Source organism: Marinobacter sp. EhC06, from assembly GCF_001650915.1.
Classification (GTDB): domain Bacteria; phylum Pseudomonadota; class Gammaproteobacteria; order Pseudomonadales; family Oleiphilaceae; genus Marinobacter.
Genome location: NZ_LXYO01000001.1, coordinates 282,376 through 301,903, shown reverse-complemented (window position 1 = coordinate 301,903; position 19,528 = coordinate 282,376). Strand labels below are relative to the sequence as shown.

The window sequence follows — 19,528 nt, the reverse complement described above, 5'->3', positions numbered from 1 at the left end:
ACGTCTGGAGCAGAAAATAAAAAGGCCAGCTAAAAAGCTGGCCCAAAAAACAAGGAAAGAACGAAAGTGCCTGAAAAATTCGTTAATCCGGTGGACTCGATTCCCCATATGGCGGCGGAGGTACTACTCGGCTCCTCCGCCATGGGGGATACTGCTTAAATCCACAATTGCAGAATAAGTCTTGCGTGCCTTCCTGTCTGTTTGTGAAGTGTGTATCAGTGTTACCGAATGTGATGCCGGTTCAGGCGGTCGCTCCGATCTCCGGCGCAGTCTCGGTAAACCTACGCGTATCATAGGCATCCACCAGCCCCTGCACCGCTGCTCGTTCCATATCCTGGATCGAGGGTGTGCCGTTCTGGGCGTCGGCTTTGCACAGCACCATGCCGGCCTCCACGGAAATGTAGCCCGCTGTGGTTTTCAGGGCCTTGTGGTTGATGCCATCGAAGACGCGCCGGAAGGCGGTAGTGGTGCAGTGATCGCTGTTCGGGAAGTAGGCAATGATGGCGAACTGGTTGTCGCCAACGCGGCACAGGGCATCAATTGGGCGAATCAGGGTGCTCAGTCGGCGGGCAATGCCGATGGCCAGTTCGCTCATCACCGTGGGCGGGTGTTTGCGCTTGAGCTCCTGCCAGTTGCGAATGCCGCACAGTACGTAGGCAGAACAGCCGCCGCGGGATTCGGCGTGGCGCAGCATCTTGGTCAGCCGCTCGCGGCCGTATTTGGTGTTGCAGAGGCCGGTTTCCAGATCAATGATGTTGGTGGATTCCAGTTCTCGGTTGTTCTCGATGAGCAGGGAGTTGGCCCGGAGCAGGGTGTTCTGGCGGTCGGCCATTCGGTCTGCGGCAAAGATGCGGGGGATCAGTTGCTTGGTCATGTCGGACTTGTAGATGAAGTCGTCCACGCCCCGGTCGAAGGCTTCTGAAAGAGCCTCGACGCTTTCCCGTGCCGTGAGCAGGATCACGTAGGTGTAGTGATTGTTCTGCTCGTCCTGTTGTCGCACCTGGTCCGTCAGCTCAAGGCCATCCATCTCGGGCATCAGCCAGTCGGCAATCAGAACGCTTACCGGGCGCTGTTCGATCAACTGCAGGGCTTCCGGTGCGTTATTCACGATGCGTACGTCGCGATATCCGGCATTTCGCAGCGTGCGGCCAACCACCATACTGCTGAATTTCGCGTCGTCTACTACCAGGATGGGAAGGTCCAGATTTGGCATTGTTATCTACTTTTAGCAGTCCGTTGTCAGGTGCGAGAGATGCCGGGGGTTGGTATCATCCCCAGCAAATTGAAGAAGTATACCTTCTTACCCTGTTGGAGAATAACGATCATGCCTTCTTTTGACATTGTTTCAGAAATCGATATGCACGAAGTCACCAATGCGGTTGACCAGGCCAAGCGCGAACTGAGCAATCGCTGGGACTTCAAGAACGTTGAAGCCGACATTGAGCTGGACGACAAGGGCATTACCATCAGTGCCGAGCAGGAGTTCCAACTTGAGCAGTTGCTGGACATGCTGCGTATGGCCTTTGCCAAGCGTAATATCGATGCTCGCGCGCTGGCCGAGGACGGTGACAGCAAGTCCGGCAAGCTGGTTAAACAGCACCTGCTGCTGAAGCAGGGCATTGAAACCGATATGGCCAAGAAGATTGTGAAGATGATCAAGGACCAGAAGATGAAGGTCCAGGCCAGTATCCAGGGCGACAAAGTGCGAGTGACCGGCAAGAAACGGGATGATCTTCAGGAAGCCATCGCCATGCTGCGCGAAGCTGAGCTGGATATCCCGCTGCAATTCAATAATTTCCGCGACTGATCCGGAGGCTCCACCATCTTAACCGGCACCCGCCTGACCCTGATTCGGGATACGCTCTACACCTACACCCGTTGGCAGGTGATCGCCCTGTTATTCCTGGGGTTCTCGGCGGGTTTGCCGTTTCTGCTGGTGTTTTCCACCCTTAACGCCCGGCTGGCGGATGTCGGGGTGGAAACCGCCACCATCGGTTTTTTCAGTTGGCTTGGTATTACTTATTCGATCAAGGTGTTCTGGGCGCCGGTGGTGGACCGCCTGAAACTGCCGTTGCTCGACCGGCTTTTGGGCAAGCGGCGAAGCTGGATAATCTTTGCGCAGGCGGGTATCGCTACGGGGCTGTATCTGATGGCTCACGTGGATGCCACGGCAGCTCCTGAAATGATGGCTCTTTGCGGCCTGCTGGTTGCTTTTTCCTCGGCCACCCAGGACGTGGCGATTGATGCCTACCGCATCGAGATTGCCGAGGAACGGCTGCAGGCGGCGCTGGCTGCGACGTATATCTTCGGTTATCGTCTGGCGCTTCTGGTGGCCGGCGCCGGGGCTCTTTACCTGGCGGAATTCTGGTCCTGGCAGGTGTCTTATGAGGTGATGGCGGCCCTCGTTGGCGTTGGGGCTTTGACGGTTTTGATCGTTCGCGAACCCACCGTGAACCACTTTGCCGCCGCTCAGGACATTGCCCACAAGATCGAGCAGGAGGCGGCCAAACGCACTCATCTGAATCCCCGCCTGGCGAGACTGGTCGGCTGGTTTTACGCCGCCGTGGCCGGCCCGTTCCTGGATTTCTTTCGCCGTTACAAAGAGCTGGCTCTGGTTATCCTGCTCATGGTTGCCGTTTACCGTATCTCGGACATCGCCATGGGCGTTATGGCCAATCCCTTCTACCTGGACTTCATGGGCTTCAGCAAAACCCAGGTGGCGGACGTGACCAAGATCTTCGGCTTCTTCATGACCATTGCCGGCTCGCTGGTTGGTGGGGTTATGGTGGTTCGCTACGGGGTTCGCAGAATTCTCCTGCTTGGCGCAATCATGACCGCCACCACCAATCTTCTGTTTGTCGTTCTGGCCCAATACCCGCCCAACATCATTACCCTGGCCGCGGTGGTGAGCGCCGATAACCTCAGCGGCGGCATAGCCAACGTGGCCCTGATTGCCTGGCTCTCTAGCATGACCAGTGCCTCGTTCACGGCCACGCAGTACGCACTGTTCAGTTCCCTGATGACCCTGCCAGGCAAGTTTCTGGGCGGGTTCTCGGGCATTGTTGTGGCGTGCTTCGGATATGCAGAATTCTTCCTGGTTGCCGGCATAATGGGCGTGCCTGCCATTCTGTTGGCCATGTTCATGATTCGAAATGGCCATCGATTGGATGCGTTAGCGCCACGCAATGAATCAAAACCGGATGCAGAAGCGGTAAGCCCTTGATGGTCGAACCAACCAAAGACCAGAAAATCTGGCAAGTCGTACTGGCCGTCCCAAAGGGGAGAGTGGTCAGTTACGGCCAGGTTGCGGAGATGGCAGGATTGGGCCGTCAGGCGAGATATATCGGAAAGGCGTTGGGCAAGCTGCCAGAAGGGCATGCGGTGCCCTGGTATCGGGTGATTCGCAGTAACGGCCAGATTGCATTTCCCGAAGGGTCCGAGAAATACCGGGAGCAGGTCAGCCGGCTTGAGGCCGAGGGTGTCGAAGTCATTGATGGGCGGGTTTCGATGTCGCGGTTTCGTTGGCAATGAGCGTCTGGAGGTGAGCCAACAGCTCCGCTTTTTCTCCGGCAGGTTCCCGTGAAAGCCGGTCCCCAATATAGAGCTGAACCTTCGCAATTGCCCTCAAGCACTCCTCGTACAACTCTCTGGCTTTGATCGCACTTAGGTCACAGACCTGAACTCCAAACCGCTCCATATGTTTTCTGGGCCACCATTTCTTGCTGCCCATGACGGTGAGAGCGGAGATATCCTGCCTGATATAGGCGGTTGTGCACACGACATCGTAGGCGGGCGCTAGTCTGATGGAATCGATGCTCTCGTAGACCAGGCCAAAGTTCTTCAGGTGGGCGTCGCCATTTTGCAGGATATTGTTCAGGACCATCATCTTGAAAAACTGTTCAAGGGAGGCTTTCTTGTTCTCTGCGCTAACGAAAGTTTTGATGGTTTTGGCAATTTGCTCGTAGCTGCCGGTGTACTTTTCTTCCCGCTGTTTTGCCTGAAGCACACACATGTCTTCAAAGCCAAGCGCCTCGCCGCCGTCTTTCAAATCGAACCGCTTCATGATGAACAGGGATTCGTCATCCGATAGATAGAATTCGGGAACGGGAATTCCGGCGTACTGGCAGGCGAGCATGCAGCAGTATTCGTTGAGAGCCAGTTCGGGATAATCAGGGCCCCAAGCTTTGACGATGTAGTCTTCGAGCCGGAGTGTCGCCTTGTTTTCGAGTGTTGCCAGGACTTTGGGCTGTACACCACTCAGTGCAGAGCGAAGCGCAAACCGTGACACCAGCTCCTCGAACAGGGTGGGGTTGTCAGAGTGCAAGAGTTTCTCGAGACTCAATGAAGGTTCGCCAGACTGGTCATCAGGGTTGAACTCGACTCTGCCACGAATATTCGGCGCAAGGAGTCGAAGAAGCCCAAAGTCGTCGGTATCCGTAAGTTTGGCAAACTGCTTTTTGATTACCGACAGCAGGTAGCCCTCCGGCAGATGCATCTCGAAAACCGGGTGCAGCTGGGGGTGGCTATAATCTTTTTTGCGGACCGGCATGGTCAGCGAGACGAAGGCGGCGGGACTGGCTTTCTCGGAGTAGCTGAAGACAAATTCGCCTGACTCGCGGAACAGTTTCCCGGCAGGCCTGTGATTTACATGAACGTCCAACTCATCGCTCATCACGCAGCTCCTCCAGGGTCGGGAATGGAGACTTGTCCCGGACAGCCAGCTCCTTACCCAGGTAGTCGAGTATTTTCATAACCTTGCGGATGCCGATGTCGCCAGACCGCCCGTTTTCCAGCGCATTGATTGTGGCGCGAGAGATGCCGAGGTGGTCTGCCATTTTTTGCTGGGAGACGCCTTGTTGTTGGCGGAATGCAGAGATTTCGTGTCCGAGGGTCTGAAAATCCATTGCCGGCCTGTTTTTGGCTAAAATAATTTACATTATCGTCTCTATCTTTCGTTATGTAAAGTATTTTAGCTGTATGCCGGCTCGTCCCTGAGCTGGCCTCACTTCTCTGATGGATCTGAGGGATTACAGCCTCAGAGCCCCATCCACTTCAAGCATACGCCCGGACATATAGTCGTTCTCAAAGATGAACGCCGCAGCCGAGGCAATCTCTTCCGGCTTGCCCATGCGCTTCAGCGGAATGCCTGCGGTCATTTTTTCCAGGGCTTCCGGTTTCATGGAGGCGGTCATTTCGGTTTCGATGAAGCCCGGGGCGATGCCGGCACAGCGGATGCCGTAGCGGGCGAGTTCCTTGGCCCATACGGGAACCAGGGCGGAGACGCCGGCTTTGGCGGCGGAGTAGTTGCTCTGGCCCATGTTGCCGGCGCGGGAGATGGAGGCGATGTTGATGATCGCGCCCTGGTCGCCGTTCTTGATCATCTGGGTGGCGGCTTCGCGACCGCAGAGGAATACGCCGGTGAGGTTGACGTCGATAACGGCCTGCCACTGGGACAGCTCCATGCGGCGCTCAACTTCGCCATCCTTCACTTTGACCATCAGGCCGTCCCGGAGGATACCGGCGTTGTTGATCAGGCCATTGAGGTGGCCGAAGTCTTTTACGATGGCTTCAAAGGTTCTCTCCACGTCTTCTTCTTTGGCGACGTTGCAGACGTAGCTTCTGGCCTCGGAGCCCGCGGCCACGCAGGCGGTGACGGCTTCGTCCAGCTTCTCCGGCATCAGGTCGATGAGCGCGACTTTTGCGCCTTTGGCGGCAAGGTATTCGCCCATGGCGCGGCCAAGGCCCTGGCCGCCGCCGGTAATTGCTATCACGGAATCTTGAAGTTTCATGTTTTGCCCTAACTACTGTTATCAGGTGGTTTTACGGTTGCTGTGCGTCTTAGTTTATTCTGACGCCTTCTGCATGGGTGCCAGCGTCACCAGAGCAGCGCCTCCGTGGAACCGCTACGAGCACGTCCATGTGCGCTTGTTTCCGGCCATCCTTGGCCTCCAACATTCCACGGAGGGGCTGCTCTGGCGACGCCTCTTGACCTGTGCGAGCCGCCTTTCTAATTTCGAGGGTGTGGAGTATACCAGACCTTCTTAAAGCCACATTCAGACCCTGAGGTCCCGATGTCTGTGTTTCTGTTCTTATTCATTATCATGCCAATTGCCGAGATGGCGGTATTGATCCAGGTCGGCGGCATGATTGGTGTACTCAACACCGTCGGGCTGGTGTTGCTGACCGCCGTGATTGGTGCGTGGCTCCTTCGCCAGCAGGGCCTGGCAACGCTGTTGAGGGCCAATCAGCGGCTGAACAGTGGTGAATTGCCCGCCAAAGAGGTAGCCGAGGGGCTGATTCTGGCCATTGGCGGTGCCTTGTTGCTGACGCCGGGGTTTATTACCGATACGGTCGGCTTTCTGTGTCTCATCCCGGGAACCCGCCACTGGCTTGCAGCCCAGGCTCTGAAGCGCATGGTCGTGGCTGGTCAGAACCGGAGCAGCAGCTTCTATTTTCGTGCCGGTGGTGGTTCGAATCCGTTTGGACAGGATCCGTTTGGTGGCCGGGAAAACCCGTTTGGCCCGCAGCGTCCGTTTGATCGGGACAGTAACGGCGACATCATCGAAGGCGAGTATCAGGACGAGACGGAATCCGATCGGGACCGGATCGAAAAAAAGTGAAAAAATTTTCTCTCCGGGGTGTTGAAAACACCTGCCAGCTACCCCAAATAGGAACCACAAGTTCGCTGCGGGCTGATTTCCACTGAAAACAGTTGGTTATCCAGCCGGGCAATTTGTCGGTTCAGGCTTTGCCTGTCCGACTTACATCAACAATGTCATTGCCACATTAATCTGACTATTGGAGAAACCGAGCAATGAAAATTCGTCCGCTACACGATCGTGTTGTCGTGCGCCGTAAGGAAGAAGAAGAGAAAACTGCGGGTGGCATCGTGCTGCCGGGTAACGCCAAAGAGAAGCCTTCCCAGGGCGAGGTGATTGCCGTTGGTAACGGTCGCATCCTGGAAAACGGCGAAACCCGCTCACTGGCGGTCAAGGTGGGTGACACCGTGGTCTTCGGCCAGTACGCCGGTAACACCGTCAAGATCGACGGCGAAGAGCTCCTCATCATGAGCGAGAGCGATATCTACGGCGTGCTTGAGTGATCGCTGAGGCGAATCGCACGAACTCTCATTAATCCGATTGATTCAACGACTTCGGTTTAACGAACAGGAATAGAAGACATGGCAGCAAAAGACGTTAAATTCGGTGATAGCGCGCGTAAGCGCATGGTCGCGGGCGTCAACGTTCTGGCAGACGCGGTTAAAGTGACCCTCGGCCCGAAAGGCCGTAACGTGGTTCTGGAAAAATCCTTCGGCGCGCCGACCATCACCAAAGATGGTGTTTCCGTAGCCAAGGAAATCGAGCTGAAAGACAAGTTCGAGAACATGGGCGCCCAGATGGTGAAAGAAGTGGCTTCCCAGGCCAACGACACGGCTGGTGACGGTACCACCACTGCAACCGTTCTGGCCCAGTCCATCGTTAACGAGGGCGTGAAGGCTGTTACTGCCGGCATGAACCCGATGGATCTGAAGCGTGGCATCGACAAAGCCACCACCGAGGCTGTAAAGGCGATCCGCGAGATGGCCAAGCCCTGCGATGACAGCAAGATGATTGCCCAGGTTGGCACCATCTCTGCCAACGGCGACGAGACCATCGGTAAGATCATTGCCGATGCGATGCAGAAAGTTGGTAAGGAAGGCGTGATCACTGTTGAGGAAGGCCGTGGCCTGGAAGACGAGCTGGACGTGGTTGAAGGTATGCAGTTCGACCGTGGCTTTCTGTCTCCGTACTTCATCAACAACCAGGACAACATGTCTGCCGAGCTGGAAGACCCGTACATCCTGCTGGTAGACAAGAAGATCTCCAACATCCGCGAACTGCTGCCGGTGCTGGAATCTGTTGCCAAAGCTGGCAAGCCGCTGCAGATCATCGCTGAAGATATCGAAGGCGAAGCGCTTGCTACTCTGGTAGTGAACAACATGCGTGGCATCGTGAAAGTTAACGCCGTTAAGGCGCCTGGCTTTGGTGACCGTCGCAAGGAAATGCTGCAGGACATCGCGATCCTTTCCGGTGGTACCGTAATCTCTGAAGAAGTCGGCCTGACTCTTGAGAACACCACCCTGGATGACCTGGGCACGGCCAAGCGTGTGAACGTCACCAAGGAAAACACCACCATCATCGGCGGTGCTGGTGCGCAGGCGGACATCGAAGCTCGCGTTGAGCAGATCCGCAAGCAGATCGAAGACAGCTCTTCCGACTACGACAAGGAGAAGCTGCAGGAGCGTGTTGCCAAGCTGGCTGGCGGTGTTGCCGTCATCAAGGTTGGTGCCGGTTCTGAAGTGGAAATGAAAGAGAAGAAGGCCCGCGTTGAAGACGCGCTGCACTCTACCCGCGCTGCGGTTGAAGAGGGCATCGTGCCGGGCGGCGGCGTTACCCTGATCCGTGCCATCGCGGCTCTGGACAAGGTAGACGCCATCAACGAAGAGCAGAAAGCCGGCGTGAACATCCTGCGTCGTGCCATGGAAGCGCCTCTGCGTCAGATCGTTTACAACGCAGGCGGTGAGTCTTCTGTTGTGGTTGCCAAGGTTCGCGAAGGCGAAGGTTCCTTCGGCTACAACGCAGCAACTGAAGCCTACGGCGACATGCTGGAAATGGGTATCCTGGATCCTGCCAAGGTCACCCGTTCCGCTCTGCAGGCTGCCGCTTCCGTAGCTTCCCTGATCATCACCACCGAGGCGATGGTTGCGGATGAGCCGGAAGACGACAAAGCCGGCGGCGGCATGCCGGACATGGGTGGAATGGGCGGCATGGGAGGCATGGGCGGCATGATGTAATGCCGGCCTGATCCTGGCCCCTGAAAAACCCCGCGTTGGTTCACGCTAACGCGGGGTTTTTGTTTTTTTGTCATGAACTTGCCCCATGCCTTTGCTAGACTCGGCTTCCGGTCCATTATCTGTGCAACGCCGAATGAGTGACGCTGAACCCAAATCCTTTCTTCGCCCCGGCAAGGTATTCCTGCTTCTGCTGCTGGGCGCTCTGGTTTATCTGCTGTCATTGGTCTTTCTGGTACCGGCGGGATGGGTCTGGCAGCAGGCCTCTGCCCATGTATCTTTGCCTCCCCAAGTGCAGGTCCAACAGGTTGCCGGGAAACTCTGGGATGGAGAGGCCGGAGTTGTTGTTGCCGGTTTTCCGCTACGTGTTGACTGGCGTCTTCACATGCCTTCTGTTACCCGTCTCGAGTGGCCCGCCAGAATTTCCGTGGAATCGTCACAATCGTCGCTCAACGGTAATGTTACGATCGGCTGGCCTGCCAGCGCTAAGTTGGATGCCAACGGTCGGGTTATGGTTGCCGAGTTTGAAGACCTGATCCGCCAGAGTGGTGGTGCAATGATCGAAGGCGAAGTCATGATCGACCGGCTGAATATGGCCTGGGTCGACAACCGGATTACCCGGGCAGAAGGCCTTGGGCGCTGGGATGGCGGCCTGGTGACCTGGCCAATGGGAGATCAACGCGGGCAGGCGGAGTTTCCGCCCATGCAGGCGAGCATGGATACCACCCAGGGTGGCGTAGCATTGACCGTGTCCGAGCAGGGCGGGCAGGGGCCTGCAGCAGATGCCACCGTGTTCTGGAACGGAATGATGGAACTGCGTGTCTACAAACGTATGGTGGACCTTGCCGGCCAGCCCTGGCCAGATTCTGCCAGCCCCGGCGATGTGGTTTTCCGGGTACGCCAGCCTCTTGTACCGGGGGCGCGATAGTATGGCTCTGTTGAGTACCCCGGCCCAGAGCCGGATTTCGCGGGTCCTCGCAAACCTGTTGCTGATGGTGCTGGTGGTGTATCTGGCTGTCGCCCTCGCCCGTGTGACCTGGCTGTTCGCCTGGGACGACAGGCCGGTTCCCAGCGCGCCAGCGTCAAGCAGCGCCGGGAACATGGCTGCGGGCAGCCGTCTGACCACCTCCATGTCAGTCTATGATTTTTTCGGGCGTTCGGAGCGGCCGGTTGAGGTGGCGGAAGCCGTTCGGCGTTCGGCTCCGGAAACCCGCCTTCGGCTTCGACTCGAAGGGGTACTGGTAGCACAGCGCCCGGAGGACTCCGGTGCTATAGTTGCTGGAAGCAATGGTGAAACGGCGTATTACCGGGTAGGGGAAATGTTGCCCGGCAGTGCTGAGCTGGCGGAAGTAGAGCCGGGGCGAATTCTGATTCGTAGGGGCGGACGATACGAGACCCTGACGTTTGAAGAGCAGGTATCGTCAGATCTGGTTGCAGAGGTGGCCGCCGAGCCGGCAGAATCATCACCGGACGAGTTCCTGGCCAGCGCCCGCGAACAGATCGACAGTCAGGGCATTGCCGCACTGGCGCCTTTCGGGTTGAGCCCGGTGGATGACAGCGGCATGTCTGGCTATGTATACGACGGCTCCAATGCCATGCTGAATGCCGTCAACCTGCAGGCCGGTGATGTCATAACAGCGATCAACGGCCAGCGGCTGGGTGATATCAGCCAGGACAAGGCCCTGCTTGAGAACTGGCGTGGCCAGGCCCAGCTGGAGATAGAAATAGAGCGTGACGGATCCATCCTCACCATCAGTTATGCCATACCCGAACAGTGGCGCTGATCGGGTTCATCGAAACAGGACGAAATCGCCAGATGTATAACCATAAGATCAATCTTTTGCGGGCCATTGTCCTGCTTGTTCTCCTTCCCTTTATGTCCATGGCGCATGGGCAGGAAGCCGAGACGTGGCGGCTTAATCTTAAAGACGCCGATATCCGCGCCTTTGTGACCCAGGTGGCTGATATTACCGGGTACAGTTTTGTGGTGGATCCGAGGGTGAAGGGCAAGGTAACCGTGCTCTCCAGCGCACCCATGAACAAGGATGAGATTTACGATCTGTTCCTGGCGGTTCTGAATGTTCACGGCTTTACCGCCATTCCAGGCGAAGAAGTGATCAAGGTGGTGCAGCAGGTTGATGCCAAGCAGTCAGCGGAAATCCTGGAGCGGTTTCCCGAAACGCCCTCTGAACAGCTGATTACCCGGGTCATCCAGATCGACAACGCCAATGCCCTCGAGTTGGTGCCCATTTTGCGCCCATTGGTTGCGAAGTATGGTCATCTGGCCGGAGTGGCCGCTGCCAACGCGCTGATCATCAGCGATCATTCTTCAAACATCCAGCGTATCGAGCAGATTGTCCGGGAGCTGGATAGCCCCTCCAAGTACGAAGTGGAAGTCATTCAGCTCCAGGAAGCCTGGGTGGGCGATATGGTGACGCTGCTACAGGAACTGGCCCCCGATGAACTGGGCCGGGCCGGCGGCGACAATGCCGCCAGAAAATACAGCGTAACCGCAGACGAGCGTAGTAACCGTCTTATTTTGCGAGGCGATGAGACCTTCCGGGACAAGATGCGCGGTCTGATCCGGCAACTGGATCAGCCTTCGGCAACCGGCGGCACCACCAAGGTCCTGAGGCTGAAACACGCCGACGCCAAAAACCTCACTGAAATTCTCAAGGGGGTCATGGGCGAGCTGGTGAAAGAAGGTGCCGGTTCAGGAGGCGGCGGTGCCGCCAAACCGCAGAGCAGCTTCGCCGTCTTTGCCGATGAAGGGCTAAACGCGTTGGTGGTTCGAGGAGAGCCGTCTCTGATGCAGGAAGCCGAACAGATTGTCGCAGCGCTGGATGTGCGTCGTGCTCAGGTAATGATTGAGGCTGCCATTGTCGAGATCAGTGACGAATTGGGCGAGGATCTGGGCGTACAGGTTGCCGTGGGTGACGAATCTGGCGAATCCACGCCGGTCGCAGGCACCAACTTCGGTAACGTCGGTCGCAGCCTGGGTGAAGTGCTTAGCGCGATCCTGACTGGATCCGCCATTACTCCCGCAACGGGTGGTATCACTGTCGGCGCTGGCCAGCGCAACGAGGATGGCGTCAGTTGGGGGATTCTCCTGCAGGCACTTTCTACCTCGGCGGCTGCAAACCTTCTCTCCACGCCCAGCATCATTACCCTGGATAACCAGGAGTCGGAAATTATCGTGGGCCAGAACGTGCCATTCCGCACCGGGCAGTCCACCGTCACTGGTGATGGCACCACCAATCCGTTTACCACCATCGAGCGTCGAGATATCGGTCTGACTCTGAAGGTTACCCCGACCATCAGTGCCGATGGCCTGGTGCGACTGGTGGTGGAGCAGACCACTGAGAGCGTGGCAGACAGTATCGAGAACGCCTCGGATATCGTCACCAACAAACGGGAAATCAAGACCACGGTGCTGGCGGATGATGGAGAGACCATCGTACTGGGTGGTTTGACCCGGGATGATTATCAGGTCAACAAGAGCAAGGTGCCCCTTCTGGGTGACATTCCGTTTGTCGGGCGTCTGTTCTCGTCGGAGTCGGAGCGCCGGGTGAAGCGTAACCTGCTGGTGTTCCTCCGCCCCAAGATCATGCTGGGTAAGGAGGAAGCCGTTGCGGCCACCTCCGACAAGTTCAATCAGCTATGGGATGTCAATCTGAACATCCGTGAGAAGCTGGGTATCCCGACTGAAGAGCAGCGCCCGACTGTGGATGCGCTGTTTGAAGACGGAAGCTCCCGGGTCCAGTAAGCTCTCAGACAGCCAGTGGCGGCATCGGACAGTCCATCTGGTCCGCCACCAGACGCATCAGTTCATACTCCCGGGTTTCCACTTTGCCGTCGCGGGTGATGCAGTGCCCGCAGGCATCAATGATCGCCGGTTTCAGTAGCGGCGAGAGGCCGTTCAGCGCGGTCAATGCCTCCCGCAGCTGGCGCATGGTGACTTTCTCCAGAACCGGTTCCACAGCATCCTTCGCATTCATGAAGCCTGCCATGGCTTCCCGATACAGTTTTTCGGCGTCAGCCTGGGACCCAGAGCCAGCCCGTGCCATCAGGCTGAGGAGGCGTTGCAGGGCTGGCATGACGGGCTTGTAGCTCTTGTAGCGGACCGGTACTACTCTGGCTGCCTCATCGCCCAGATGGCGGGAGAGGAAGCTTGTCAGGGCCAGCTCGAACAGGGTAACCCGGTTATCCGCTGCAACCAGTTTCTGGACGTTGGTAATCAGCATCTCCCGTTCTTCCGGGTCCAGCTTGCGCAGCGCTGGCATGGCCAGCTCAAGAGCAGGGAAGCGGACGCCTTCACCAATAGTTTTCAGGGCGGGCAACAGTTTCTCCAGAAGTTCCGGCTGGCTGCCCAATACCGGGTGAGCCGGCAGCAGGTCCAGTCGTTCCGTTTGCTGGGGGCGTGGCAGTTCACTGATCAGCATGGCGTAGCAAAGCTGGGCGGCCCCGGCACGGGTGTACAGCAGGTTTCGGAAGGTGGCTGGCAGGCGCTCCAGGAAGCGCAGTGCGAAATCTTCACTTTGCCGGTTTATGGTTCCCACCTGATCTGAAAACTTCCGGCCCGGCTTTATGGTCTTCTCCGGGCTGGATGCGAGGGGTGATGTTCTCCCGCTCTTACCGGTGACCGGCCCGAGGATGTCGGATGCCGCGCCGGTGAACCCCGCTGTTCCGGCTTCCGGTGCAGGCGCAGATCCGCGGTACAGGTCGGCACCTGGCTCGGTATCCCGAAGCCGGCTGCGCAATCTGGCCAGCATGCCCGGCTGAATGGCATTGATTCGCTCGTCGATCGGCGGATGGGATGCCAGAAGCGAGGTAAACTTCATCCGTGCACTCTCGCCAAAACACATGTGGTTCATGTCGCTGGCGTGGCTGGTGGTGTCCAGATAGCCACCCTTCATGCCGATCTTGAACAGGGCGCCGGCGATCCCTTCGGGATTGCGGGTAAACTGCACTGAAGAGGCGTCCGCCAGCATCTCCCGTTGTCTGGAGACCGCTGCCTGTATCAGACGGCCGAAGAAGACCCCAACATAGCCAATGACGAACAGGGCCAGACCGATGATGCCCATGGCCGCCTGGGCCCGCCCGTCCCGGGACCGGCCCACTCGATGACCACGGTAAAAGGAAGCCCGAAGCAGGAAGCCGCCGATCTGGCCGATCATCAGGATACCGGCGAGCAGGGCAATGAGCCGCACGTTCAGCCGCATGTCCCCGTTGAAAATATGGCTGAATTCGTGGGCAACCACCCCCTGCAGTTCGTCCCGGGACAACTGGGTGATGGCTCCGTGGGTGACGACCATAACGGCTTCGCCAGGCGTATAGCCCGCCACGAAGGCATTGATGCCGGTTTCATGGTCCATTACGTAGAGCTCCGGCACCGAAACACCGCTGGCAATGGCCATTTCCTCGACTATGTTACGCAGCTTGCGCTCGTCACTGTCCCGGGTATCGGGATCAATCGGTCGCGCGCCAACCATTTTGGCAACCCGGTCGCCGCCGCCGGCCAGGTCGACCCAGCGGAGCAGGGAACCCAGTACAATCAGTCCGACAACGGTAACGGCCGTTAACAGACCGTGATTGGAGAGCAACCAGTGATGGAATGCGAGGCCGGAGGATTCGCTGCGGGTCACGAAATAACCCACCAGGCAGACGGCGAGCGTAATAAACGCGACCGCCGTCAGGAACAGGAAGACCAGCAGACTGGTGTTGCGCCGGGCATGGGCTTGGCGCTGAAAGAAACCGGGGTGAGCCATGCCTCAGGGCCTCAGAAGGCCACTTTCGGTGCCTGACGGGCTTCCGGTGATTCCAGTTCCAGTTGCGACGTTTCCTTGAACGCAAACATGCCGGCTATCACGTTGTTGGGGAACTGCTCCCGGAAAATGTTGTAGCTCATTACGCCATCGTTATAGGCCTGGCGAGCAAAGGCGACGCGGTTCTCGGTGCTGGAGAGTTCTTCCATTAGTTGCTGGATGGTTTCGTTGGCCTTCAGCTCCGGGTAGTTCTCCGCCACGGCGTAAAAGTTGGCAAGCGCCTTGGTCAACAGATTTTCGGCACTGCCCAGGCGCTGGATCTTGGTTCCGTCGCCTGGATCCTTGGCGGCATCCTTTTGGGCGCTGACCGCATTGTTGCGGGCTTCCATCACCTGGGTGAGGGTGCTTTTCTCATGGGTCAGATAGGCTTTTGCTGCTTCCACCAGGTTCGGAATCAGGTCGTGCCGGCGCTGCAGCTGCACATCAATCTGGGCAAACCCGTTCTTGAACTGGTTGCGCAGGGAAACCAGGCGGTTGTAGATAAAGACCAGGTAGAAAACAACGACGGCAATAACGATCAGGCCGATAACGGTAGTTCCCATAGCAACTCCTCAGGGTAATGGGTCAGGCGTTATTTTCCACGATTTGCTCGTGGAAACCTTTTACGAAGGTCTCAAATTCACGCGGTGGCAACGGTTTGCTGAAGAAATAGCCCTGGGCCAGCTGGCAGCCGCGCTGACTCAGGTAGTATTCCTGTTCTGCCGTTTCCACACCTTCAGCAACCACTGACAGATTCAGACTCTTGCCTAGATCGATGATGGTGTTTGCGATTCGGGTGTCTTCCTCGTTAACCAGCAGGTCCCGGATAAACTGTTTGTCGATTTTCAGATGCTGCACTGGCATCTGTTTGAGGTAGGTGAGGGAGGAGTAGCCGGTTCCGAAGTCGTCCACGGCGATACTGATTCCGGCCTTGTTGAGCCTGTGGAGTTTGGCCACAGCATCTGAGAGGTTGGTCATGAAGCTGGTTTCGGTCACCTCAAGCTCCAGTCGCCCGGCAGGAATCTTGTGTCGTCGCAAGGTGTCGAGGATGTCATCGACGATGGTTTCCTGGCGCAGTTGAACGGCTGAGAGGTTAACCGCAATGCGCAATGGAGTGCCATCCGATGCCCAGCGTGCCGCCTGCCAACAGGCCTGATCCAGGACCCACTGGCCAATTTCAACAATGGAGCCGTTCGCTTCGGCGACCGGAATGAAAAAGTCGGGAGGAACCATGCCGCGAGCCGGGTGTTCCCAGCGCAGCAACGCCTCGGCCCCGATTACACGTTTGCTTTCAAGGTTGATCTGGGGCTGGTAAACCAGGTGCAACTGGTGGTTTGCAAGTGCCTGGGACAGATCCTTTTCCAGTTGCTTTCGGTCCCGGATTTCCTGGTCAATGCTGGCAACGTAGAACTGGAAGTGGTTGTGGCCGTTCTGCTTGGCCAGGGTCATGGTCTGCTCGGCACTTTGCAGCAGCCGGTCTGCCTGGTTGGTGTCAGACGGGTACAGCGCAACACCCATGGTAGCAGTCATGGAAATGCTCTGCTCTTCAACAAGCATGGGGGCGCTGATACAGGCAAGAATTCGTTCGGCCGTGTCCGCCGCCTGGAATCCGTCCCGAAGTCCTTTCTGAACAATCACGAACTGATCGCTGCCCAGGCGTGCAATGGTAAACCTGGCGTTGTCCAGTTTGTTGGTCAGCCGGTCTGCGACCGTCTGCAGGATAAGATCGCCAGAGCGGAAACCGCACTGCTCGTTCACCGACTTGAAGTCGTCGATGCCGCAGACAATCAGGGACAGCTGTGAGTTGCGTTTGTTGGCCTCCTCAATGTCCCGCACCAGCAACTCCATAAAGGTATCCCGGCTGGGCAGGCCGGTGAGCTGATCGTAGCGGGACAGGCGGCTTACCCGATCCTCTGCCTCGCGATGACGTTTCTGGCTGTCACCAATGGCGACCAGCAGATTATTGGTGGCGTTTACCCACAGCCCCAGCTCGTCGCTCTGGTGGCCGGGTGGCGTAGTGACCAGGCGGTCATCCGGGTGAGCGGGGTCGACTTGCTTTACGGAGCTGACAATTCTGAGAAGTGGGCGCGTCAGAAGCAGATGGAAAACATAGAACAGCACCATCCCGAGGATAAGGGCCGTCGCTATGCCGGAAGCGAAGGTGACCGCCGCCCGGTCCAGCCAGGTACGCGCAGCCGGTGCCGTATCGTAATGAACATCGAGGTAGCCGTAGACATCCTCCGGATTGCCTTCACGGAAGAGTGGTTCCCGGAACATGCGTTCAGCATCGAAGAAGGGATCGGTAACCGGGCGAAAGGCGGTATGCTGCAACGGGCGGTCGCGATTCCCGAGTGGCTCGCCGTCCGGATGAACAATTCGGGCTGTATGAATAGCTTCCTTCGCAAAGAGGCCGTCCACCACCTGCTGGGCGAGTTCGGCATCTATGCTGAACACTGCCTGGGTAGCGGCGTCTTTTACCATCGCGATGGTCTGCTCGGCGTCGTTGTCCAGCCCCCTGGACACGCGTTGAGCATCCAGTATGACCTGTATGGTGCTGACAATTACGCCACTGACAAGGGCCACGGCAAGAATCCACCGTAAGATTCGATAGCCCAGGCGATGTTCAACCTCGAAGGAGTTTTGCATTCAAGCCTGTCTTATTCCGGTTATGCAGGACGAGCGTTCCGCACTGTTCAGGGCGAAAATGTCGCACTTCGGGCGATGTGCTTGGGGCCTCACCCTGATTATTGTTGCTAAGTATGGTTCAGAGTTTCGATATCTTCATGGAGTATCGGCGATTTTTTCAAAGATTTCAGGGTGTGGTTGTATCAAATTGTAATTGCTTAGGTATGACAGACACGAAAACGCCCGCCAGGGGCGGGCGTTTCAACGCAGCCTATACAGGCTATGTCTGGGAGCGAAACCTGGATCAGGCCAGGTTTTCGTTCACGAAATCCCAGTTGACGAGGTTCCAGAACGCTTCCAGGTAGTTCGGACGGGAGTTGCGGTAGTCGATATAGTAAGCGTGCTCCCAAACGTCGACGGTCAGCACCGGCTTGTCGGCGCCGGTCAGCGGCGTTTCGGCGTTGCTGGTGTTCACAATGCCAACACTGCCGTCAGCTTTCTTCACCAGCCAGGTCCAACCAGAACCGAAGTTATTGGCGGCCTTGTCGTTAAATTCTTTCTTGAAGTCTTCGAAAGAACCGAACGCCTTCTCAATGGCTTCCTTGGCTGCGCCGGTCGGCTCACCGCCACCGTTCGGGCTCAGGCAGTGCCAGTAGAAGGTGTGGTTCCAGACCTGTGCGGCGTTGTTGAACAGCGGGCCGCTGGCACTCTTGATGATGTCTTCAAGAGATTTGTTGGCGTTGTCAGTACCTTCGATCAGGCCATTGAGCTTGGTGACGTAGGTGTTGTGATGCTTACCGTAATGGTACTCAAGAGTTTCCTGAGAGATGTGCGGTTCCAGTGCGTTCTTTTCATAAGGCAGTGCGGGAAGTTCAAATGCCATGAGGTCGTTCTCCCTGTCTCTCTGTTTATGTTGATGTACGTGAACCCAATATAGGGTCGATTTGCTTCAGATCAACCCTTTGGTGTTAAAGAACTTTTAAACTCGGGGCTGCCGGGCAGGAACTGCGCGCAGTTCTTCACCCGCCACACCAGTTCTTCGTAGCTGTCGGCCAGTATGTTCACATGGCCTAACTTCCGGCCCGGCCGCTCACCTTTATTATAGAGGTGAACATGGGCATAGGGCAGTTCGAGGATGCGGTCAATGTCGCCATGCTCGCCGATGATATTGATCATGCAGCTTACGCCACGGGGCGCGACATTCCCAAGAGGGTGTCCGCTCACCGCACGGATGTGGTTCTCAAACTGGCTGGTCATCGCCCCTTCAATGGTCCAGTGCCCGGAGTTATGAACCCTGGGGGCCATCTCGTTGGCTACCAGGCCATCGGCTGTCTCGAATAGCTCCAGAGTTAATACGCCGACATAATCCAATTCGTTCAGCAGGGCCTTGATGTAGCGCTCGGCATCTTCCTGAATATGTATGTCGAGCTTGGGGGCCGGAGCAATCGAGTAGCGAAGGATGCCTTCATGGTGGGTGTTCTCCGCCATCGGGTAGAACGCCAGCTCACCGTCTTCAGCGCGCACGGCTATAATCGATACTTCCCGGTGGAAGTCCACAAACTTTTCCACGATCAGGCGCGGGTGGCCGATGGATTCCCAGGCGGCTTCTGCCTCCTCGGGTGTTCTAAGCACAGCCTGGCCTTTGCCGTCATAGCCTTCAGTATTGGACTTTGCCACCACCGGGCAGCCAAGTTCTTCGGCAGCGGCTTTCAGTGAAGCCGCGCTGTCGGCAATTTTCCACTCCGGCGTCGGGATGCCTAACTGGCCGAACAGGGTTTTCTCGGCTTCCCGGTTCTGGCAGACCTGCAGGGCCCGGGGGCAGGGATGCACGGGTTTGTGGGCAGCAATTTTCTCGGCGACGTCCACCGGCAGGTGTTCAAACTCATAGGTAACGCGGTCAACCCTGGAGAGGAAGTCGTCCAGATATTCGCCGTCCCGGTCGATGATGACTTCACCAAGGCCGGCACTGGGGCTGCCGGACATGTCATAGAAAACAAAGGTCTTGGCCAGTGGGTATCCGGCCAGTGCCAGCATTCTTCCCAGTTGGCCGGCTCCCAGTACACCAATTCTCATTTGTGTTCTCCTGCCTGGTTTCCGCGATTAATCTTCTGGCTTCTGACTGTGCTGGTGACAAGGTTGGGGATGCCACCAATAGCTGGGGGAGCCTTTGGTGGGGGCTTTTCCAAAACTGTAGAGGGCCAAGGATTGCCCGAAACAAGCGCACATGGACGTGCTTGTAGCGTGTTTTGGAAAAGTTCCCGCCGAAGGC

The 19,528-nt window shown here is 57.2% G+C and carries 18 protein-coding genes; 9 read left to right on the top strand and 9 right to left on the bottom strand.

Annotated elements, in window-relative coordinates; translation table 11 throughout:
- Positions 1–241: 241 nt before the first annotated feature.
- A complete protein-coding gene (locus A8B84_RS01355; protein WP_041645339.1) occupies positions 242–1,213 on the bottom strand; it encodes a response regulator in 972 nt (323 codons plus the stop codon).
- 111 nt (positions 1,214–1,324) lie between these two features.
- On the opposite strand from A8B84_RS01355, the gene A8B84_RS01350 reads away from it, so the two are divergent.
- The 3 genes from A8B84_RS01350 (at position 1,325) to A8B84_RS01340 (ending at position 3,531) form a co-directional block, all read left to right on the top strand.
- Positions 1,325–1,807 (top strand): YajQ family cyclic di-GMP-binding protein, encoded by a 483-nt coding sequence (locus A8B84_RS01350; protein ID WP_064229001.1) that lies wholly within the window; start codon positions 1,325–1,327, stop codon positions 1,805–1,807.
- 78 nt (positions 1,808–1,885) lie between these two features.
- Positions 1,886–3,223: an AmpG family muropeptide MFS transporter gene (locus tag A8B84_RS01345; RefSeq protein WP_201257843.1), complete on the top strand. Its 1,338-nt coding sequence runs from the start codon at positions 1,886–1,888 to the stop codon at positions 3,221–3,223.
- Positions 3,223–3,531, top strand: coding sequence for an MGMT family protein (locus A8B84_RS01340; RefSeq protein ID WP_064228761.1), 309 nt, complete (start codon positions 3,223–3,225; stop codon positions 3,529–3,531). Before A8B84_RS01345 ends, A8B84_RS01340 begins: the two co-directional genes overlap by 1 nt.
- Here the strand turns inward: A8B84_RS01340 and A8B84_RS01335 are convergent.
- The 3 genes from A8B84_RS01335 to A8B84_RS01325 all read right to left on the bottom strand — a co-directional run bounded on the left by A8B84_RS01335 (position 3,488) and on the right by A8B84_RS01325 (position 5,789).
- Positions 3,488–4,672 (bottom strand): type II toxin-antitoxin system HipA family toxin, encoded by a 1,185-nt coding sequence (locus A8B84_RS01335; RefSeq protein ID WP_064228762.1) that lies wholly within the window; start codon positions 4,670–4,672, stop codon positions 3,488–3,490. The two genes, A8B84_RS01340 and A8B84_RS01335, sit on opposite strands and share 44 nt — an antisense overlap.
- Positions 4,662–4,904 carry a helix-turn-helix transcriptional regulator gene (locus tag A8B84_RS01330; protein ID WP_008171357.1) on the bottom strand — a complete coding sequence of 81 codons (243 nt, stop codon included), beginning with the start codon at positions 4,902–4,904 and terminating at the stop codon, positions 4,662–4,664. Before A8B84_RS01330 ends, A8B84_RS01335 begins: the two co-directional genes overlap by 11 nt.
- Before the next feature lie 123 nt (positions 4,905–5,027).
- Positions 5,028–5,789, bottom strand: coding sequence for an SDR family oxidoreductase (locus tag A8B84_RS01325; RefSeq protein WP_064228763.1), 762 nt, complete (start codon positions 5,787–5,789; stop codon positions 5,028–5,030).
- 282 nt (positions 5,790–6,071) lie between these two features.
- Here A8B84_RS01325 and A8B84_RS01320 point away from each other — a divergent pair, with 282 nt between their 5' ends.
- The 6 genes from A8B84_RS01320 to gspD all read left to right on the top strand — a co-directional run bounded on the left by A8B84_RS01320 (position 6,072) and on the right by gspD (position 12,596).
- The gene (locus A8B84_RS01320) at positions 6,072–6,620 is read left to right on the top strand and encodes an FxsA family protein (RefSeq protein ID WP_064228764.1); all 549 of its coding nucleotides are present in this window, start codon (positions 6,072–6,074) and stop codon (positions 6,618–6,620) included.
- A 194-nt stretch (positions 6,621–6,814) separates the two neighbouring features.
- A complete protein-coding gene (gene groES, locus A8B84_RS01315; RefSeq protein WP_008171363.1) occupies positions 6,815–7,102 on the top strand; it encodes a co-chaperone GroES in 288 nt (95 codons plus the stop codon).
- 78 nt (positions 7,103–7,180) lie between these two features.
- A complete protein-coding gene (groL, locus tag A8B84_RS01310; protein ID WP_064228765.1) occupies positions 7,181–8,833 on the top strand; it encodes a chaperonin GroEL in 1,653 nt (550 codons plus the stop codon).
- Positions 8,834–8,966: 133 nt separating this feature from the next.
- Positions 8,967–9,758 (top strand): type II secretion system protein N, encoded by a 792-nt coding sequence (gene gspN / locus A8B84_RS01305; RefSeq protein ID WP_064228766.1) that lies wholly within the window; start codon positions 8,967–8,969, stop codon positions 9,756–9,758.
- A 1-nt stretch (position 9,759) separates the two neighbouring features.
- Entirely contained in the window at positions 9,760–10,614 is an 855-nt protein-coding gene (locus A8B84_RS01300) for a type II secretion system protein N (RefSeq protein WP_064228767.1), read from the top strand.
- A 32-nt stretch (positions 10,615–10,646) separates the two neighbouring features.
- Positions 10,647–12,596, top strand: coding sequence for a type II secretion system secretin GspD (gspD, locus tag A8B84_RS01295; protein WP_064229003.1), 1,950 nt, complete (start codon positions 10,647–10,649; stop codon positions 12,594–12,596).
- 4 nt (positions 12,597–12,600) lie between these two features.
- Here the strand turns inward: gspD and A8B84_RS01290 are convergent, their stop codons facing one another.
- From A8B84_RS01290 to A8B84_RS01270, 5 genes are all read right to left on the bottom strand, one after another.
- A complete protein-coding gene (locus A8B84_RS01290) occupies positions 12,601–14,598 on the bottom strand; it encodes a M48 family metallopeptidase (protein ID WP_064228768.1) in 1,998 nt (665 codons plus the stop codon).
- A gap of 11 nt (positions 14,599–14,609) precedes the next feature.
- Positions 14,610–15,197 (bottom strand): LemA family protein, encoded by a 588-nt coding sequence (locus A8B84_RS01285; protein ID WP_014577658.1) that lies wholly within the window; start codon positions 15,195–15,197, stop codon positions 14,610–14,612.
- Between the two features lie 22 nt (positions 15,198–15,219).
- Entirely contained in the window at positions 15,220–17,280 is a 2,061-nt protein-coding gene (locus A8B84_RS01280) for a putative bifunctional diguanylate cyclase/phosphodiesterase (protein WP_064228769.1), read from the bottom strand.
- 283 nt (positions 17,281–17,563) lie between these two features.
- Positions 17,564–18,142: a superoxide dismutase [Fe] gene (gene sodB, locus A8B84_RS01275; protein ID WP_064228770.1), complete on the bottom strand. Its 579-nt coding sequence runs from the start codon at positions 18,140–18,142 to the stop codon at positions 17,564–17,566.
- A gap of 71 nt (positions 18,143–18,213) precedes the next feature.
- On the bottom strand, positions 18,214–19,332 hold the full coding sequence (locus A8B84_RS01270) for a 5-(carboxyamino)imidazole ribonucleotide synthase (protein ID WP_064228771.1): 1,119 nt from the start codon (positions 19,330–19,332) through the stop codon (positions 18,214–18,216).
- Positions 19,333–19,528: the final 196 nt, after the last annotated feature.

Coding starts and splice junctions, on each gene's coding strand:
- A8B84_RS01355 (WP_041645339.1), bottom strand. CDS start 1,213: ATGCCAAATCTGGACCTTCCCATCCTGGTAGTAGACGACGCGAAATTC.
- gspD (WP_064229003.1), top strand. CDS start 10,647: ATGTATAACCATAAGATCAATCTTTTGCGGGCCATTGTCCTGCTTGTT.
- gspN (WP_064228766.1), top strand. CDS start 8,967: ATGAGTGACGCTGAACCCAAATCCTTTCTTCGCCCCGGCAAGGTATTC.
- A8B84_RS01350 (WP_064229001.1), top strand. CDS start 1,325: ATGCCTTCTTTTGACATTGTTTCAGAAATCGATATGCACGAAGTCACC.
- groES (WP_008171363.1), top strand. CDS start 6,815: ATGAAAATTCGTCCGCTACACGATCGTGTTGTCGTGCGCCGTAAGGAA.
- A8B84_RS01280 (WP_064228769.1), bottom strand. CDS start 17,280: ATGCAAAACTCCTTCGAGGTTGAACATCGCCTGGGCTATCGAATCTTA.
- A8B84_RS01285 (WP_014577658.1), bottom strand. CDS start 15,197: ATGGGAACTACCGTTATCGGCCTGATCGTTATTGCCGTCGTTGTTTTC.
- A8B84_RS01340 (WP_064228761.1), top strand. CDS start 3,223: ATGGTCGAACCAACCAAAGACCAGAAAATCTGGCAAGTCGTACTGGCC.
- A8B84_RS01300 (WP_064228767.1), top strand. CDS start 9,760: ATGGCTCTGTTGAGTACCCCGGCCCAGAGCCGGATTTCGCGGGTCCTC.
- A8B84_RS01270 (WP_064228771.1), bottom strand. CDS start 19,332: ATGAGAATTGGTGTACTGGGAGCCGGCCAACTGGGAAGAATGCTGGCA.
- A8B84_RS01330 (WP_008171357.1), bottom strand. CDS start 4,904: ATGGATTTTCAGACCCTCGGACACGAAATCTCTGCATTCCGCCAACAA.
- A8B84_RS01335 (WP_064228762.1), bottom strand. CDS start 4,672: ATGAGCGATGAGTTGGACGTTCATGTAAATCACAGGCCTGCCGGGAAA.
- A8B84_RS01325 (WP_064228763.1), bottom strand. CDS start 5,789: ATGAAACTTCAAGATTCCGTGATAGCAATTACCGGCGGCGGCCAGGGC.
- sodB (WP_064228770.1), bottom strand. CDS start 18,142: ATGGCATTTGAACTTCCCGCACTGCCTTATGAAAAGAACGCACTGGAA.
- A8B84_RS01320 (WP_064228764.1), top strand. CDS start 6,072: ATGTCTGTGTTTCTGTTCTTATTCATTATCATGCCAATTGCCGAGATG.
- groL (WP_064228765.1), top strand. CDS start 7,181: ATGGCAGCAAAAGACGTTAAATTCGGTGATAGCGCGCGTAAGCGCATG.
- A8B84_RS01290 (WP_064228768.1), bottom strand. CDS start 14,598: ATGGCTCACCCCGGTTTCTTTCAGCGCCAAGCCCATGCCCGGCGCAAC.